At 46.3% G+C, this 17,013-nt stretch carries 26 protein-coding genes; 24 read left to right on the top strand and 2 right to left on the bottom strand.

Features of this window, described 5'->3' with window-relative positions; genetic code table 11:
- The first annotated feature begins 115 nt into the window (after nucleotides 1-115).
- Genes MHB53_RS07535 through MHB53_RS07500 form a run of 8 tightly spaced genes read left to right on the top strand, consistent with a single transcriptional unit; the run spans nucleotide 116 to nucleotide 4,566 of the window.
- On the top strand, nucleotides 116-532 hold the full coding sequence (locus tag MHB53_RS07535) for an ATP-binding protein (RefSeq protein ID WP_340916771.1): 417 nt from the start codon (nucleotides 116-118) through the stop codon (nucleotides 530-532).
- Complete coding sequence (locus tag MHB53_RS07530; RefSeq protein ID WP_340916769.1) at nucleotides 529-723, top strand: hypothetical protein; 195 nt, start codon at nucleotides 529-531, stop codon at nucleotides 721-723. The genes MHB53_RS07535 and MHB53_RS07530 overlap by 4 nt, the downstream gene beginning before the upstream one ends.
- Nucleotides 720-869, top strand: a complete 150-nt coding sequence (locus MHB53_RS07525; protein WP_340916767.1) for a hypothetical protein — start codon at nucleotides 720-722, stop codon at nucleotides 867-869. The genes MHB53_RS07530 and MHB53_RS07525 overlap by 4 nt, the downstream gene beginning before the upstream one ends.
- Nucleotides 869-1,396 (top strand): hypothetical protein, encoded by a 528-nt coding sequence (locus tag MHB53_RS07520; protein ID WP_340916766.1) that lies wholly within the window; start codon nucleotides 869-871, stop codon nucleotides 1,394-1,396. Before MHB53_RS07525 ends, MHB53_RS07520 begins: the two co-directional genes overlap by 1 nt.
- A gap of 42 nt (nucleotides 1,397-1,438) precedes the next feature.
- The gene (locus tag MHB53_RS07515) at nucleotides 1,439-1,831 is read left to right on the top strand and encodes a beta-sandwich lipoprotein (RefSeq protein ID WP_340916764.1); all 393 of its coding nucleotides are present in this window, start codon (nucleotides 1,439-1,441) and stop codon (nucleotides 1,829-1,831) included.
- A 52-nt stretch (nucleotides 1,832-1,883) separates the two neighbouring features.
- Nucleotides 1,884-3,230, top strand: coding sequence for a DnaB-like helicase C-terminal domain-containing protein (locus tag MHB53_RS07510; protein ID WP_340916762.1), 1,347 nt, complete (start codon nucleotides 1,884-1,886; stop codon nucleotides 3,228-3,230).
- A 29-nt stretch (nucleotides 3,231-3,259) separates the two neighbouring features.
- Complete coding sequence (locus MHB53_RS07505; protein ID WP_340916760.1) at nucleotides 3,260-3,574, top strand: hypothetical protein; 315 nt, start codon at nucleotides 3,260-3,262, stop codon at nucleotides 3,572-3,574.
- Nucleotides 3,575-3,618: 44 nt separating this feature from the next.
- Nucleotides 3,619-4,566, top strand: a complete 948-nt coding sequence (locus tag MHB53_RS07500) for a toprim domain-containing protein (RefSeq protein WP_340916758.1) — start codon at nucleotides 3,619-3,621, stop codon at nucleotides 4,564-4,566.
- 123 nt (nucleotides 4,567-4,689) lie between these two features.
- Here the strand turns inward: MHB53_RS07500 and MHB53_RS26295 are convergent, their stop codons facing one another.
- On the bottom strand, nucleotides 4,690-4,887 hold the full coding sequence (locus tag MHB53_RS26295; protein WP_445661408.1) for a helix-turn-helix transcriptional regulator: 198 nt from the start codon (nucleotides 4,885-4,887) through the stop codon (nucleotides 4,690-4,692).
- Between the two features lie 86 nt (nucleotides 4,888-4,973).
- The gene (locus MHB53_RS07495) at nucleotides 4,974-5,171 is read right to left on the bottom strand and encodes a helix-turn-helix domain-containing protein (protein ID WP_340916756.1); all 198 of its coding nucleotides are present in this window, start codon (nucleotides 5,169-5,171) and stop codon (nucleotides 4,974-4,976) included.
- Nucleotides 5,172-5,345: 174 nt separating this feature from the next.
- On the opposite strand from MHB53_RS07495, the gene MHB53_RS07490 reads away from it, so the two are divergent.
- The 16 genes from MHB53_RS07490 (at nucleotide 5,346) to MHB53_RS07415 (ending at nucleotide 16,988) form a co-directional block, all read left to right on the top strand.
- Complete coding sequence (locus tag MHB53_RS07490) at nucleotides 5,346-5,951, top strand: hypothetical protein (RefSeq protein WP_340916753.1); 606 nt, start codon at nucleotides 5,346-5,348, stop codon at nucleotides 5,949-5,951.
- A gap of 178 nt (nucleotides 5,952-6,129) precedes the next feature.
- Entirely contained in the window at nucleotides 6,130-6,279 is a 150-nt protein-coding gene (locus tag MHB53_RS07485) for a hypothetical protein (RefSeq protein ID WP_340916751.1), read from the top strand.
- The gene (locus MHB53_RS07480) at nucleotides 6,276-6,791 is read left to right on the top strand and encodes a hypothetical protein (RefSeq protein WP_340916748.1); all 516 of its coding nucleotides are present in this window, start codon (nucleotides 6,276-6,278) and stop codon (nucleotides 6,789-6,791) included. The genes MHB53_RS07485 and MHB53_RS07480 overlap by 4 nt, the downstream gene beginning before the upstream one ends.
- A 216-nt stretch (nucleotides 6,792-7,007) precedes the next feature.
- Complete coding sequence (locus MHB53_RS07475; RefSeq protein WP_340916746.1) at nucleotides 7,008-7,175, top strand: hypothetical protein; 168 nt, start codon at nucleotides 7,008-7,010, stop codon at nucleotides 7,173-7,175.
- Nucleotides 7,176-7,484: 309 nt separating this feature from the next.
- On the top strand, nucleotides 7,485-8,285 hold the full coding sequence (locus MHB53_RS07470) for a hypothetical protein (RefSeq protein WP_340916743.1): 801 nt from the start codon (nucleotides 7,485-7,487) through the stop codon (nucleotides 8,283-8,285).
- A 426-nt stretch (nucleotides 8,286-8,711) separates the two neighbouring features.
- A complete protein-coding gene (locus tag MHB53_RS07465) occupies nucleotides 8,712-9,944 on the top strand; it encodes a hypothetical protein (RefSeq protein WP_340916741.1) in 1,233 nt (410 codons plus the stop codon).
- Between the two features lie 176 nt (nucleotides 9,945-10,120).
- On the top strand, nucleotides 10,121-12,256 hold the full coding sequence (locus MHB53_RS07460; RefSeq protein WP_340916738.1) for a DNA polymerase: 2,136 nt from the start codon (nucleotides 10,121-10,123) through the stop codon (nucleotides 12,254-12,256).
- A gap of 15 nt (nucleotides 12,257-12,271) precedes the next feature.
- Nucleotides 12,272-13,015 (top strand): LAGLIDADG family homing endonuclease, encoded by a 744-nt coding sequence (locus tag MHB53_RS07455; protein ID WP_340916735.1) that lies wholly within the window; start codon nucleotides 12,272-12,274, stop codon nucleotides 13,013-13,015.
- Between the two features lie 16 nt (nucleotides 13,016-13,031).
- The gene (locus MHB53_RS07450) at nucleotides 13,032-13,226 is read left to right on the top strand and encodes a hypothetical protein (protein ID WP_340916734.1); all 195 of its coding nucleotides are present in this window, start codon (nucleotides 13,032-13,034) and stop codon (nucleotides 13,224-13,226) included.
- Entirely contained in the window at nucleotides 13,223-13,384 is a 162-nt protein-coding gene (locus MHB53_RS07445; RefSeq protein ID WP_340916731.1) for a hypothetical protein, read from the top strand. Before MHB53_RS07450 ends, MHB53_RS07445 begins: the two co-directional genes overlap by 4 nt.
- A gap of 1 nt (nucleotide 13,385) precedes the next feature.
- Nucleotides 13,386-14,387, top strand: coding sequence for a hypothetical protein (locus MHB53_RS07440; RefSeq protein ID WP_340916728.1), 1,002 nt, complete (start codon nucleotides 13,386-13,388; stop codon nucleotides 14,385-14,387).
- Nucleotides 14,384-14,524 (top strand): hypothetical protein, encoded by a 141-nt coding sequence (locus MHB53_RS07435; protein WP_340916726.1) that lies wholly within the window; start codon nucleotides 14,384-14,386, stop codon nucleotides 14,522-14,524. Before MHB53_RS07440 ends, MHB53_RS07435 begins: the two co-directional genes overlap by 4 nt.
- A complete protein-coding gene (locus MHB53_RS07430; protein ID WP_340916723.1) occupies nucleotides 14,521-15,057 on the top strand; it encodes a hypothetical protein in 537 nt (178 codons plus the stop codon). Before MHB53_RS07435 ends, MHB53_RS07430 begins: the two co-directional genes overlap by 4 nt.
- 21 nt (nucleotides 15,058-15,078) lie before the next feature.
- The gene (locus MHB53_RS07425) at nucleotides 15,079-15,465 is read left to right on the top strand and encodes a DUF7448 domain-containing protein (RefSeq protein WP_340916721.1); all 387 of its coding nucleotides are present in this window, start codon (nucleotides 15,079-15,081) and stop codon (nucleotides 15,463-15,465) included.
- 79 nt (nucleotides 15,466-15,544) lie between these two features.
- Nucleotides 15,545-15,751, top strand: coding sequence for a hypothetical protein (locus MHB53_RS07420; protein ID WP_340916719.1), 207 nt, complete (start codon nucleotides 15,545-15,547; stop codon nucleotides 15,749-15,751).
- Complete coding sequence (locus tag MHB53_RS07415; RefSeq protein WP_340916718.1) at nucleotides 15,729-16,988, top strand: ribonucleotide-diphosphate reductase subunit beta; 1,260 nt, start codon at nucleotides 15,729-15,731, stop codon at nucleotides 16,986-16,988. The genes MHB53_RS07420 and MHB53_RS07415 overlap by 23 nt, the downstream gene beginning before the upstream one ends.
- Nucleotides 16,989-17,013: the final 25 nt, after the last annotated feature.

Raw genomic sequence — 17,013 nt, 5'->3', positions numbered from 1 at the left:
CGATCAGTACATCGAAACTTTCGACCGGCAGTTTGACGAAGATGGCGAACGTGTAAAATCGCTGTATCTTTGGTCGGAATCGCCCGGAACTGGGAAAAGTACGTCGGCTTCCGCCTTGCTTAACGCTTGGCTTGTCGCACATTACGTCGGATCGTTGAAACGGAATAGGCAACCGTTACAGCAGCCGGCATATTTTCTCGATGTTAACGAGTATCAAACGAAATATAACCTCGCAGCAATGACGAATGACGAGGCGGAACTAGACGAAGTTAAGCGGACGATGCGCCGTTGCATGAGCGTGCCATTTCTCGTAATGGATGACGTGGGAATTAGGTCGGCGACAGAAAGCTTTAAATCGATTGTACACGGAATTATTAACGCGAGGACGACTAACGCCATTCCTACTATTTATACGTCAAACTTACCGTTAGAAGAAATGGCGCGAGTATTTGACGCAAGGCTGCATGACCGTATGCGCGATCAAACGGCGGTTTTACATTTCGCAGGACAATCGAAAAGGGGGCGACGATGATGCGAAGATTAGTAATTACGTTGTCTGGCGGAAATATCGTTGAATTTAACGGTGAGGAAGCTGCCGAGGTATATTATGCAATAGATGACGCAGGGGCACGCGGAGCACATTGGACGATACCTACGAGAGGAAACGTATTCGTACTCGCCAATATCGCTCATATAGTAATCGAAATGGAGGCGAGCGAATGACTTACGACGATAAGCTTACGGAATACTTCGAACTAATAACACGCAAATTTCACAGCGGTAAAATCAACGAGGATAAATACGGGCGCCTAGCGGAAAAGATCGAGGAATGGAGCGACGTAGCAGACGAAACGGAGGTAACGGACTAATGTCGAAGAAACCACCTCAGCATATTACGTATGGCGACTTGGTGAGCATAGACACTTACGACGGACACTTGTACTTCGTCGAATCATTTGTCGTCGAGCACCACTACCAGCCGGGCGAACAATTTACGGAAGTATGGTTTGATCTAACCGATTCGCATACGGGTGAATACATGATGGCGGAAAAAGAGGACATAACGCGGATTTGCAACGCGGCGCAGGCAGACGATTATCTGATGTACAACGCGGGTCCTCCGCCAGTTACGGAAAGACTGAACATGTTCGACCAAATATTCGGGGAGGTGCCGAAAATGAAAGCGAAGGAACCACGTAAACCCACGGCAAAGGAGATATCCGGAATTGAAGCGGAGAAACGTAAACAGGCGAGGAAAGAAAGGGCGGTAAAAATTGACGCATTGCTGGACGATTACAACGATGCGAAAGCGATGGTCGAAATGTTTGGTGACGAGGAATATCGCGCGAAGGTCGAATATTTGACGGTGAAGCTGGCGGAAGTTACGGCGGAGTAGGCACAAAGTTCATAACAAATAAAAATCGAAAGGTTGATGAAAATGAAAAAGAAACTCGTAGTAATTCTTGTAAGTATCATGGCGATTATTTTGACGGCGTGTACGGAAGCAGATACCGTAAATCAGAACATAGATAAATCAGCAGATTCATTCGAAATAAACAGACGTATTATATTCTTTAACGGTATAACTGACAAATACCTACTTACAGTCGAAGGGTTATGTGCATTAGGCAACAACGACAGCGACAATCGACTGCGTGTCACTTGCAAAGTAGGTGAAGACCAATATAAACGGCATTATTTAGGTTTGAGTGATAATGTTAGCTTTTTTATTGAACAAACAGATGCAGTTTATGCGGACCCATTCCATTATCGTGTGATATTTCGACCTGAATCCATTATTCCTGATATAGACATTCAGACAAGCGAATAAATTGCTGTGACGCAATCCGATAATAATATATTAAAAACGGAGGTGATCGCGCTTGGAATACGGTACATTACTAATCTCGAAAATACTCGATAGCAACGACCCGTCAGCATTCGCACGGCTCGGCGTCACCGAATCGGATTTCCCGACAAAGGCGGAAAAGGACGCATACAAGTTTATCACGGACTATGCCGAAAGGAATCGGAACAGCGCGCCAAGCTATGCGACAGTTGTAACGGAAATCCCCGACTTTTACTACGTGCCGGAGGTCAGCGACGCATATTCGCATCTAGTCGGTAAAATAAAGGACCACGCGATAAAGCTTGCGTTAATAGACTACGTGCCGAAACTTAACGAAAAGTTTAACGCAGGTGCGGACGGTAAGGCGTTACTCGATGATTTACGCAAGAATCTCGAAAGTATCGAAGCTAAGACGTCAACGCGCGATAAAGTTGGTACCGACATTAAGGCGGACGGAAAAGCGTTTCTCGACGAGTATCTCGACCGTAAGGAAGGCAAGTCGTTTAAGCTTTGGCGCAGTAAGTTTACGACAATCAACGAGCAAATCGGCGGTTATTTCAGCGGAAATATGTACACGTGGTACGGGCGATCAGGACGCGGTAAGTCCGTTTTCACAATGGAGGAAATAATCGAAGCTGCGTTTCAAGGCGCTAATGTACTCGTGTGGGCAATGGAAATGAGTAGATTCGAATGGATGGCGCGCGCCTACTCGACTATCAGCGCAAGAATAAGCGAAACTATCGAAAAGGTTGACGGAGTAGATTACGAGGTTGGTTTCGAAAATAGGTCGTTACTAACCGGAAAGCTAGACGCTGACTACGAAGCAGGCTTGCGCGTATTTATCGAAAAGTTAGCTAACGGCGAAATACTCGACGGAAATATTACGTTGAGGGCGGCAGATGATTCCGACTTTATAAGCCGAGATATACGCCAGTTGGAATCGGACATTATTACGACTAAAGCCGACGTCGTGCTTATCGATCCGATTTACCTTATGGACTACGAGCAGAATACGTCACGGACGGCGGGCGGCGATGTTGCGAACACTTCGAAGCGTATACGTCGATTGGCGGGAACGGAAAAGCCGGTAATCCACGTCGTAACACAAGCCGAGGAGGTAAAGGACGACATCGACGACGAAGGTAATCGCGAATTAAGACCGCCGAAACGTGCGGAAATAAAGAAAACGAAGGCGGTACTTGAAGATGCCGCGAACACTTTCGGAATAGATTCGTTGGACGGCGAAGGGATTATCGAAATAGGCAAAGGAAGAAATGGCGGAGAAGGAACGCAGATTAACGTGTTGTACTTGCCGAATTACGGGATCGTCGAAGAAATGGCGACAGGCGAGGCGGTTGCGGGACAGTTCACCGATTTTTAATGAGCAAACGACATAAGGAGAGTGAGAAATTGAGAAACCAAAACAGTATCGAATGGCTCAAAGATCAAATGGATCTTGGGAAAATGACCGCAGAAGAAGCCAACGTTGAATTGGTGAGGATGGAGAGGGTAAGGATGATAATAAACTCGATTCCAGCGCAGATTCGCAAATCACTTAACGAAGCAGTAAAAAGTGGATACCTTTGTAGGAAGAAAAAAGACGGTCGTAAGCCCGAAGTTTATTATCATCCGAACTTCGAGCACCTGGCGAATGAGGAACGGCATCGAGCCGAAAGGGAAACGCTCGAGGCACTAGCAGGCATTGTCGCTAGGCCGAGCCTATAAATTTTTATTTCGCACTACGATAATAAACCGAAGGAGGAGCCAATATGCCAAACGTTAAAATACGCAGCCACACGGTCGACATCGACGTAGAAGGAGAACTACGCAATTACGACTGGACTCGCCCGCGTTGGAATTCTGATAAATTAATCGCAGCCAGTCCCTTCCGATATGACAATACGCCATCCTTTTACGTTAATCTCGAAGGAAAGTATGCCGGAGTATGGGGGGATTCCGGAGCGTATAACGAAGATTATGCGTCAGGCGGATTCGTTAAGCTACTCGCATTCTTACGCCAAGAAACGTATGAAGAAACGGAATCCTACTTACTCACGGAATACGGGCGCATCGAACCGGGCGCAACGCTGAAAATGCCGCCGATCAAGCTAACGTTGCCGCGTAAATTCGAAGCATTACCGGAATCAACCGTCACACCCGCAACGAGTCAATACTTATTGCGCAGGGGAATCACGGAAGAAGTCCAAGCAATTTACGGAACAGGCTACGGCAAGCAGCACGGCTTCACGGCGATTCCTTGGCGCAAGCCTAACGGCGACCTTGCAAACGTTAAATATCGCGCAACACGCGGTAAGTTATTCTTCTACGAAAAAGGGGCGCATCCGATCCGTCAGTTAGTTTACGGAATTGATGTCATACATCAGTTAGGCATACGAACAGCAGCGATATGCGAGGCGGAGATCGACGCCATGTCTTACGCGGTAACAAGCGAAGTTTACGGCATTGCGGCAGGCGGCGTCACATTTACCGAAGCGCAGGCGGACATAGTAAAAAGGTCGCCTATTGAAACGTTACTTTTGGCGGGGGATAACGATAAGGCGGGCGCGAAGTTTAATCGCGAGGTCAAGCGACTTTTACGGGGGCATGTTCGTTTTAAGGACGTGGACTATAACGCTTACAAAGACGCCAACGAAGTGCTCAAAGCGAGTGGTGCGAATGGATTACGCGAATTGGTTGGTTTTTCCATGTCGAAATAGCGCGTTAACTCTTGCCATTCGAGGAAAAATACGGTAATATACTACGTATAAGAAAACGTTTGTTCGGTTAAGATAATCGCTAACACTTTCGCAGACGGCCGTGTATAGACCGCCCGCGACCGACTAATCCCGTTTGTACACGAATAAATCGTCGATGGAGCATTTCAGAATTATCGCAAATTTGGCGGCGGTTCGCACGTTCATTTCGGTTCTACCGTTTTCGTATGCCGAAATCGAATGCTTGGAAACGCCGGACAAAACTTCCAGATCATATTGCGAAAGCCCTTGCGAGAGGCGACGGTCGCGTAGTAAACAACGCAACTGAACGTTAATAGCCGCACACCTCCGCGTTTAAGTTTACCATGTTTTTCCGTATTAAAAAAGACGCCGGTGAGGGCGCCTAGTTATTATTTCGTGATTCTTACGACTTGTTCGATAGGAACGTCGAGGAAAGTACAAATACGTGCAACTGTTTCTAATCGAATACTTCCTCCTTTAGCCATCTTAGCTAAAGTCTTTCCGTCTACTAAACCATTCTTACGTAAGTAATTAGGATTTAAATTACGAGATTCTAAAGTTTTAAACAAAGGATCAAAATTAATCATATCCAAAACCTCCAAGTTTCGCCAGAAATATGTTGCCTTTTAGGAACATCTCATATATTATTAAAGCATAACTAAAATGAATTGTAAATAAAAATCAAAAAGATTTAAAAACGTGTCGCAAATCACGTGAGTATTTTGGGTAGTATAATATAGAGCAAAAAAGGAGAGAAGAAAATGGTAACTAAAAAACTAAATAGATTAGTAGTTTCATTTAAAGAAGGGGATAATCGAGCACTAGAAGAACTTGCAGGAATGTTTCTTCCTATTATCAACAGGCAGTCCGAGAGTATATGGCACAGTGTGGAAAGTCAAACGAAGTTCGAGTGTAGATGCCTAATAAAAGTTAAACGAGCAATAAAAAACTTTAATCCAGAAAAAGGCTCATTACGTCAACACGTAATATCCGCAATCATGGAAGAGCGTAGAGATTTTTTATCAAGACGGGGTAGTCGCTTTAAAGATGCAACTTCTTTGGACGAGCCTTTATATACTGATGGAGAAGGAAACGAAGTGAGATTAGAAGTACCAGACGTTTTGGCGAACGTCGAAGAGATAGTCGAAGTAAGTTCGGTAGTAAATGAAAAAGTCGCCCTTTTGGCGAAGGGCGACTCACGTAGATTGGCGATTCTAAAAGCTTGGACGGAAGGTTGTTACGACGATACCAAATTGTCACGTGAGTTGGCGCTCACGATAGGTGGTAATGCACGATCGCACTGCCGTTTCATCCAAAGATTCAGAACCGAGTGTCAACAACGCCTAGCGGACGAAGTGACTATTTAATTTTGGGCGGCTATTAAAACCGCCTACTAATATTATACCACGGATTTTACGACTAGGCATATCGCAAAAGCGCGGTGGAATTTCGTGATGTTAGTATTATACGTATTTCCATTAATAATTATACCACCGCGTAGTAATTAAATCAACGCATTACCACACTAAATCGGAGGTAATTACTATGTTAACTATATATACGCAGCTAGACGAGGAAAAGTTTCACGATTCAGCAAATTATTTTAGCACGTTTCTTCTATATAATGGTGAACCCGATCAAGACGATGACCCGGCCGACTTCCAAACGCCATTAAAGGGGGTTCGCGTAGCATGAACGCAACTATGAAATATACACCGACATTACACGCAATTGAACGCGCCAAGCACCGGCTAGGCATTACGCCAGTCGATTCGCAACGATGGTTCAACGAAATCATGCGCAAGGCAGCGTACTTATTTACGCAAAAGAGTGCCGGCAAGACGCAGGCAGTTTACGAAACGGAAGAGGTGCGATTAATAGTCGACACTACGAGCCACACAATCGTCACAATATATCCGTTACTTGATACGACTTTCTTGAAACCGGTATTTGAACGCGAAGGCAGACGCATCAAGCGCGAAGTTACACGCAAAACACGCGCCATTGAGCTTCGGATTGCCGAGCTGGCAGTCGAAAAGGGAGAGCGTATGTTGGCGAAAGCAAAGGCAAAGAATCCGAAAACGCGTGATTTGATACAGCGCGAAATTAACGCATTGTTAACGTCAATCGACGTACTGGAAGCGGAAATGACGCGGGAGTTCGATCGACTTGACCAATTCGCGAAAGCTGTGAGTGTGTACGCATGATTAGCGTAGTCGATATGATAATCATCGCATTTATAACGTTTGGTGTCGGATTTATGATGGGCGTCGAATAAACTTCGCCCGTCCGTGAATGCTTCGGAAAGATAACGCTGACTTACGTTGACTGTAAATAATACGGTCGGCTGACGGGTCCAAGACTATCGCGTTTTCCGGAGTGACCACGGGCGGAAGCTACGAAAATTAACGGAGGTAGTTAATATGAAAATCGAAATTAAAACGCAAGCACACACCGAATGGACATTCGATATAGTTTCATTTGAGGATCACGGAGATACCGTTGAAATTATGCATGATAACGGATCGTGCTCCGAGATTAAAAAGACGGAGCTAGTAAAAGTGCTAAGGATTCTATGCGCTGACGAGTAAGCTATTAACCGGATTTCCTACGCCGGTTCGTGCGTTAACCGTGTCCAAATCGCTTAATACGGTCGTCGATCGACTGCACCTTCAAGGTGGCGAGGGCATCGCGAACGGTTAGCGACTCAAAATCCGTGAAATGAAGGCGGTGAGAGTCGGACGCACGAACGGGCGCGGGAATAGGGTACGGCGATGGCGGCCAATTGCCGAAAGTGACCTCGCACAGCTACGTATCCAAGGCGAAAGGCGACGAAGTTTGTCGAGCGCACCTTTTGCCGCAAGCCCGTCCGAATAATATAACGTAAAGGGAGCGGTTAAATGAGTAACTACGTAATCGGAGAAGATGCGTTCAACATGCCAACGGATAATGGCGGCGGAGGCGAAAGCTTAGACTGGACGAAGTTAAACGTGGGCATGTCGTATAAAGTACGCGTATTCCGCAACTACACAAATGCCGTTATGAAGTTCCGAAACTACGGCATTTATAAAGTTATTAACTCGTTTTCAGCGAAAAATCCATCGACTAAAGACTCACGCGGATTTGCTTCGGAGAATTTAACTCCGTGGGATAAGGCGTCAAAATACTATACGGAATTAATGTTTAAAGCGATGGACGAAAAGAACGCGGAGAATGAGAAGAAGTATAAAGCGGAAGCCGGAAAGTATCGCGAGAAAGAACGTTATGCAGTAGCTTTCGTCGATCTTGATACGGGCTTACCGGTACATTTCGATATATCTCCGAACCAGTGGGCGGTAATCAGAGCGGCACTCACAAAATATGCGGCTAATCTCGGTTCAATACCATTCGAAATTTCGAAAACAGGTTCCGGCAAGCAAGCGGTGGTATCATTCATGCCGATCATGACGCAGCTCGAACCCCTTACCGATAAGCAACAGGCTAACTTCGATAAGTTTAACGACGTAGATTTCGATCCCACCGTATTCTCTCAATTTATATACGAAATTGACGAAGCGGAGCAAATCGAAAACCTCGTTAAAGCAGGCTTCGATATTTCGTTAATCGGACTCGAAAAGCCAACGGAAGCACAGCCGACAAATAACGAAGGCGGCGAAGACGGAGCAATTGCGGACATCTCGGACGATGACTTGCCTTTCTGACCGACGCAAGGCTTACGCAACTAAACTACGAAAAGGAGGCGTTAATTATCGCACATGAAACGCAAATTACTGGAGCAATATCCGAATTAACAGCGGCGAAACTCTTAATGTCGTCGCTGGGTTACGAGGTCGCAAAACCGATAGTCGCCGAAGTATACGATTATCTGGCGCGCGACCCGTTAAATAGCGAAACTTACCGCATCCAAGTAAAGACGCTGCGCATACGGACTGATCGCGACAATGCGCTCGTCGTTTATGCGCGGAAAGGTAACGGACAGCCTTATACGCCCGACGAGGTCGATTATATAGTCGGAGTTGACGGCGATCGTGCTTTTATGTTCGATTGCGAGGGCTTAACGGAATACTGGTCGACGGAACAAACGGCAAAGAAACGGTGGATACTATTACAATCGGAGGCGGTATAATATGGCGAAAATGACGATTAATGGCGTAACTTATGAAGGAACACCGGAAGAATTACGGGAGATTGTTCGCACGTTTGAACCGGCGGAGGCAGCGGCAGCGGAAACAATGGAACCCACGCCAACTTACCGCAAAGTGGAAGGACGCAAGCCACGCGCTGGCGATTACGTAAAGTTTGACGAGGATGACGCAGACTACAACCAAACCGCCGGTAAGTACTACGAGGTCACAGCGGTTGACGAAGAAGGCGACTTGGAGTTCACTGACGACGCGGACGTAGATAATGTCGCGGTATATGGCTCCGACGATTTCGAAGTCTACGAAAAGGTTAGCGCCAATACGCCGGAAACAATCAGCTACAAAGGCGCCAACTACACGCTAGTTGACCGCAAAGCACAGCCGGGCGATGTCGTTGTGTTTACGGAGACGACTGGAATGTGGTTTGAAAACGGAAAGCCATATTTGGTGGGAGAAAACGGAGAAGTTACAGGAACTAACCGTTCCTCACGTGTTTATCGAGAGCACCTTAACCGCACGGAAGCCAACGTAAAAGTATATGCGCCGGTAAAGGCGGAAGCACCGAAGCCTAATACGGGCGACATCGTAGTCATTACGGCGAATACGAATCACAGCGCAAATAAGGTCGGTGATATCGGTAAAGTCGAGGAAGCTCCGTTTAATGGTGATAAGGACGTAGCTGTACGAGTTCCCGGCGGACGGGATACTGACGCAATTTATACGCTTTATTCCGAAATGCGCCTCGCAACGCCTGCGGAAATTAAGGTTTATGAGAATGCGGTAGCGAAAGCGGAGTTTAAGAACGGCGACTATGCGCGATTGAAGACAGCTAGAGGCTCACTCAGCGGATTTGAGGTAGGCGATATCGTCAAGGTAAATACGGAATATAACGGAGGCAGCGATTTCGAGGTAAGCAAAAATAACGGCAGAGTCTTCGGCTACACAGACGCAAGCAACCTCGAAAAAGTAAGCGCGGAAGAGGTAGCGGAAATCACGAAATGGGCGGCGATTGGACGTAAGCCTAATGAGTATAAGATAGGCGATATTATTGGATACGATAGCATTAAATACAGACGGGTAGTAATGCGCGCCGTAACAAAAGTAGACGGAAACCGTGCATATTACTACTCGCCAAATTTCGGTGAGGATAGCGTAAATAATAACAGCGACCGACTAACGTTAATCGCGCCAGTCGAAAGCCGCGTTGATAACGTATGACTACGCCAATCACCTGCGTCCAATGTAAACGACAATGCAACGACGGCTTATACGATGACAGGCGTGGTCACTACTTTTGCGACACGGCTTGCTACGAAGATTGGGCGGACGATAACCACGAAGAAGTCGTATTGTTTTACGCGGAAATGAACGTCAATTAAACGGAGGGGATGCGTTTGGTAAATAAACCGAAACTAACGTTAAATCTACGTAGTCCTACAGGCGAAAGCAACGCAGTCAAGGACGCAGCTAAACGTAAGCAGGCGGCAACGGAAACAATGGACGAAGCTTGGGCGCGTATACTTTCGATGAAGAGTAATTCAGTACCGGAGCAACGGCGTTTAATCGAAGTAAAGGCGGCAATGGCGGAGGGTCTTATAGGCAGAGATCCCTCAGTCGCCGGCAAGCGTTTTAGTAAGGCGGAGGCGTTAAGGCTTTGGAGAACAGTTTCCGACATGCAACGAGAAGGTAAGCTTGCCGAACTTGTAGCGAGTACGCCGGATAATTACATTCTAGTCGATAGCTACGAAAAGTTAAACACAATGATCGACGAGATAAAGAGAGCCGACATTATAGCGTTTGACTGCGAAACATTCGGTAAAGAAGGCGGGGCACTCGATCCTTGGCGCGGTGAAGTCGCTGGCTTTTCCGTATCAACGAGGACAATGAATTACTATGTACCGTTGAATCACGTCGAGAAAACTCCGTTAGATAGTGCGGAAGTAATTCGCAAGATAAAGCCGGCACTTGAAGGCGTTAAGACCGTTATGCACAACGCTCCTTTCGACTGTAAATGGTTCGCGGTAAAGTTAGACATCGATTTAATAACGAACTTGCACGCTGACACACGGATTATGGCGATGTCATTAGACGAAAACAGGTCGCATCGGCTAAAAGACTTGCTGACGGATTGGTTAAAGGAGCCGAGCGATAATTTCGACGAACTCTTTCCGAATACACCGTTTAACGAAGTACCTCTCGACGTTTCATTAGCTTATGCGGCAGGCGATACGGAAAAGACGTTGCGGCTATACGACTGGATTTCGAATTGGTACGACAAGCGCGAAGATTTACGAGACATTAAGCGTTTATTTTACGAGATAGAAATGCCGGTAGCTCGCCAGTTTATACGTTCAGACATACGCGGAATACGTTTCGACGTTGATCGAGCGCATAATTTAGATGAACAACTTGCGAAAGAAGAGGCGGAATTACAGGCGCGCATATTTACGATACTTGGCGGAGAAATAAATCTCAACTCGCCGGCGCAATTAAGTAAGAAGCTATACGACGATTTGAAGCTAACGGACCTCGGCAAAGGTTCGACGAATAGCCGTTTTATGAAGCGGATTAAAAACGAGCACGAAGTCGTTGGCTTAATACTCGAATATAAAGAAATCGGAAAGCTACGTTCTTCCTTTACGCAGAAGTTACCGCGAGACGTTAAAAGCGATGGTCGAATACATCCTTGGCATAATACGTGGGGAGCCGCGACTGGACGCTTTACATGCTCGAACCCTAATACGCAACAAATACCGGCGAAACGACCGGAAATACGCCACTTGTTTATGGCGACAGGAAAAGACCGTATCTTAGTTTCGATGGACTATTCGCAGATTGAATTGCGTGTACTTGCGCACATGGCGAATGAAACGGTATTAATCGAGGCATTCGAACAAGGCCGCGACATTCATTCAGTCACAGCAGCGATGATAAGTAAGGGGCGTTATACCTACGAGGAAATCGAAACGGACAAAGAAACCAACGGACATGACTGTAAGAGGTTTCGCGGTCAGGCTAAGACGGTTAACTTCGGGATCGTATATGGAATGGGAGCCGGCAAACTTGCGGACACTCTCGAAATATCACGTAACGAAGCGCAGACGATAATTGACGATTATTTCGAAGGGTATCCCGGAATCAAGCGTTATATGGACGTGCAGCAGAAAACGGTAATGAAGCAAGGTTTCGTTACGGGGCTATATGGTCGAAAGCGCCGTTTACATGCTGACGTTAAGGCGAAAGATCGTTGGAAACAGTTCAGCGCGCAAAGGCAAGCCGGTAACTTTCCGATACAGGAGAGCGCGGGCACGATCTTAAAAAAGGCGATTGTCGACTTGCAAACGGTGCTCGAACGTTTAGATTCGTACATTCTTCTACAGGTGCATGACGAACTGGTTTACGACTGTCCAGCATCTATAGCCGATGACGAACTTGCGGAAATACAGAAAACGATGGAGCAGGCGGTTAAATTAATGGTTCCTGTCCGTTGTGACATCGAAATTAATCCGCGCAGATGGGCGGAGAAATAAGCAAGGAGGAATTCTTTGTCTAAATATAGCCGAGTAGCGAAGAACGCAATTCTTGGAGACGGTATGGTTCGATTAAATAAAACGACAGCGGCAATAACCTTCATTTCTACCGACAGAAAACTACTAGAGCATAAAGAGAAGTTACTCAACGAGGAAGGGTTGGAAGTAACAGTAAAGAAGACACAAGAGTCGGGGTACGGTGGGACAAAGGTAATACACGTATATGCCACAACCGCCAGCGAAGAGGTTAAACAAGCCTCAGACGCGGGGATCGAAGAGCTTATTAAAGATATTACAAAAGAGGATTTATTCTTGTGGTATTTGGATGATGGCTCTTGGCACATCCATCGAAGTACAATGCATCTTTATTCTAACGAATTAGACGAAAGCCAGTCAAAATTATTAATAGAAAAAGTCAGTGAATTATATGGAACTAAACCTCGGTTACGTATAGACCGCAAACAAGACGGAAGGCAATTTTACTACCTGTACTTTCCACGCGAATTAGTACGAAAATTCAGGCCGGACGTCAAGGTATATATTGTCAAACACAGAATAGACACAATGATGTATAAAGTAGGCGGCAAAGAATATGAAGAAGATGCCCGAAGGTTCTTAACTAATGACGAAGTACGTAACATCAGAATGCTTTATGATGGCGGGGAGTACGGGCTAAAAGGCTTAGCGGATAAGTTAGGACACAGTTATGATCAAGTGAAAAGAGTAGTGTCTTTCAACACATATAAAAATGTTAAGTAATCAAGGAGGACGCCAAATGTTCGTAATTAAACTGGCTCTCGCAGCCGCCGTCTTTTACTTCGCCATGCCGTACTTAGGCGTTACCATAACGCTGATACAAGCGCTTTTGGCTGCGATGATAGTACAGACGGTCGGAATCCTAATGGCAAACGACAAAGCCGTGGAATTGACGGTAGTGGCGGAAAGTAAAACGAAGGAGGACAGCGAATGAGTAACGTAATATTCATTATAATGGTAGTCGTATTTACGATAGTTATAAGCGTAGTATCTAAAGTGCTAGGCGTTCCGTCAGACGAATTATACATGCGATTTATATTCGTGTGTGTGCTGTATTTGATTGCGGACAAAATGACGAAGGGGAGTCGATAACTTGACGGAATTCTACGAGGATATTTCAACTCAAATAGAAGGCGACTTGATCGCAATGCTCGACGAATGGGGCACGGCAAGCGAAGTTTGGGACGACGCACTTGATTCGCAAATACACGCATGGTACGTAAATCCGCCGAAAGTATGGCCGCAAAAGCCGTATTTCAGCCCATCGAGTGTCAGTAGTTGTCCGCGTGAGCTTTACGTAAAATCAAAGGGTGCCAAGCGCGATCAATTTCCGCAGCAGCCGCATCAAAACCGTTGGAAAAAAATCGGAACCAGCATCGGCGACCTAATACAACGCGAGTTTCTGTTCATCGAAAAGCATTTCGCCAAGCAAACCGGCAATCAGCCGCGCTTTAAGTTTCTGCGTACAAAGGACGGTCAGCCTGCGTTTGAAGATTTCGCGAAGGCTAATCGGAAAATTACGTATAACGGCGAGACGTTTTACCTTTACGGAGCACCGGACGGAATTATGGAGTATACAACGGACGATGGCGAAAAGATTCGCGTCGGACTCGAAATCAAGTCGAAGCAAGGGACGCCAGCTCGCACGTCATTGTATTCGATGAAAGAACCGGATAGCTCGCACGCAGCGCAAGTCGTAGCTTATAGCGCCATGTATAATTGCGATTATTACGTCATTTTGTACGTAAATGCGGCGAAGCAGGCGTGGAATATGAGCGCCGAGCAATACGCTAAGACGCCGGACATCCGGGCGTTCTGCCGTAAGATTACCGACGCTGAACGCAATGAACTATTCGATAAATTAGCGGAACAAACGAAGACGCAACGTGTGGGCGATAAACCACCGATGGACCTCGATAAATTCACGTTTAACAACTTCAAAACAGCGTGCGCACTCGACTTATCCGACGAGGAGTTTGACGAAATAAAGACGAAGGTACAACGCTACTTGCGGTCATCATTGCCGGATAAGAAGAAACGCGAATATCACGAAGCTTTCGAGTTTATTAAAACGACGAGGGAGGCGAGAGGATGAGTTACGTAATAGGGATTGCGATTGCGTTGTTAATTAATCTCGTTATATATCCAGCGGTTGGGTACGTTCCTGGAATTTACGAGACGATACTACTCGGAGTAGCTGTCGGGATTTTCGCGGCGGTGGTAGTCGATTGAGAATCCTAGCGTTCGACACTTCGCTCACATCACCGGGCGTTGCGATCATCACCGTAGATAAACGCGGCAAGCCGGTCATCACCGCAATGTCTCACGTAAAGCCTGACGCTAAATCACCTTATGCGTTACGCGCCGACATCGTTGAATCGTGGGCGACGTTATTCATCGCCGACCAAGCTAAAGGCGGATTCGACTACGTAGTTCGCGAGGACTTTCACGGCATGTCATCGGCGCAGAATTATCCGGTATTCGCAGCGTGGACAGGGACGGAGTTAGCTGCGCATAAATTCGGATTAACATTCGATAAGCACGTCACGGAAACGAAAACTGGACGCAAGAAAACGAAGCAAGGCATGTCGCAGTCGGAGATCAAACGGATAGTCGTCGGAAAAGGTAAGGCGGAAAAGGACGAAGTTGCCGAAGCAGTGCGGCGATGGACCGGCTACACTGGCGAGTTTGCGTGTGACGACGAATCGGACGCCTGCGCTGTAGGACTGGCGAAATTAATATACGAAGAAAAAATAAGCCGATAGGCGAATTGGAGTGATTGCGGAATGAGTTACTGGAGAAATAGTGACGGGGTAGAAATCGGGGAACTCGTCGGAAAGACGTTGAAGAACGTAGAAGTAGATAAAAGAGAGTTCGAAATCCATTTTCACACGACAAATAACGAGCATTACGTAATGTACCACGAACAAGACTGCTGTGAGTCGGTAGAAATCGAAGATATAAACGGAGACATCGCGGATTTATTAGGCGAACCGATTCTAATGGCGGAAGAAGTTTCGCAAGATGGTGAGTCCGAATGGGGAACGCAGACATGGACGTTTTATAAAGTCGCAACTATTAAAGGCACGGTAGTACTTCGATGGCTTGGTGAAAGTAATGGTTATTATTCGGAAAGCGTAGATTTCGTAAAAATGAGGGAGGACGCAGAATGACTCCGAAACAAGCGAACATAATAGCGATCGTCGCGTTAGCAATTTCGATAATTGCGCTAATTGCGGGCTTGGCATCGCGATGAATATCCCGACTGAATTACGCAAGCTACGCGAGGGTCTTTACGTTCGCCTTGCCGAAAATGAGGCGGATGTAAAACGTTATGGCTCGCGGCTGACGGAGCTTGCGGTCGAGCGCGATAAGTTGCGGAAAGGTATCGAGGGGATTATGGAGGAATTATCGAAAATAGAAGGGGAGCGTTTAGATGACGGCGCCACTAAAGATTAAAAAACGTGACGGGGAAGTAGTGGAATTTAACGTAGATAAGATTAAGCGAGCTATTAATAAGGCGGGTACGCAAACAGGCGAATTCGGTACTAAGGAATCGGAGGCGCTCGCAAAGGACGTCGTAGAGTCGATAAACGTTGTCGAAGAATTATCGGTTGAGAAAGTACAGGATTTAGTAGAGCGCGCTTTGCTAAATTCGGAGTATAAGAACACCGCAAAGGCTTATATCGTATATAGGGAACAGCGCACACAAGCGAGAAAGCCTGATATATTCCGACCACGATTAAACCTAAAGCCTTACGAATATCCGCAACTTATCGAATATAAAGAAGCGATACAGCACTCGTACTGGCTGCATACCGAGTTTAACTATACGTCCGACATTCAGGATTTTAAAGTCAATGTGACGGAAGCCGAACGTAATGCAATTAAGAACGCCATGCTCGCCATTGCGCAGGTCGAGGTCGCCGTTAAGACGTTTTGGGGCGATTTATACCACCGCATGCCTAAGCCGGAAGTTGGTTCGGTAGGGTATACGTTTGCTGAAAGTGAAGTACGCCATCATGACGCATATTCGCATCTGCTCGAAATCCTCGGACTCAATAGCGAGTTTGAGAAAATCGAAAGTATACCGGAACTATTCCAACGCGTCGATTATCTAACGAAAGGTGCGGCGTTATCACGAACAGGCAGTGATAAGGACTACGCACTATCCATCCTCCTATTCTCGTTATTCATCGAACACGTATCGCTGTTCTCGCAGTTCCTTATCATCATGTCGTTTAATAAGCATAAGAACATCTTCAAAGGCGTATCGAACGTAATCGAAGCGACGTCGAAAGAGGAGCAAATTCACGGCTTATTCGGGATCGAGCTTATCAATATTATTCGCGAAGAGCATCCGGAATGGTTCGACGACAAGTTAGAGAGCGCTGTTGTAGAGGCGTGCAAAGAGGCGTACCGTTCGGAAGAAATCGTTATCGATTGGATTTATGAGAAAGGCGACTTAGATTTCTTGCCGAAAGCAACCGTTAAAGAGTTCGTGAAGAATCGCCTAAATAACTCGCTCGTAAGTACCGGATATAAACCGTTATTCAACGTTAATGAGGACGTCGTAGGGCAGACGGATTGGTTTGATGACGAAATCGTAGCGACAAAGCACGTCGATTTCTTCGTAAAGCGTTCGATTAATTACAGTAAAAGAGCGCGCAGCATTACGGGTGATGATTTATTTTAAAGGATAAGTTATTTCGTATAAGACC

The organism is Bacillus sp. FSL K6-3431 (assembly GCF_038002605.1).
In the GTDB taxonomy this organism is placed as follows: domain Bacteria; phylum Bacillota; class Bacilli; order Bacillales; family Bacillaceae_C; genus Lederbergia.
The sequence above is the reverse complement of the archived record's forward strand: the minus strand, read 5'-3'. Positions and strand labels throughout refer to the sequence as shown.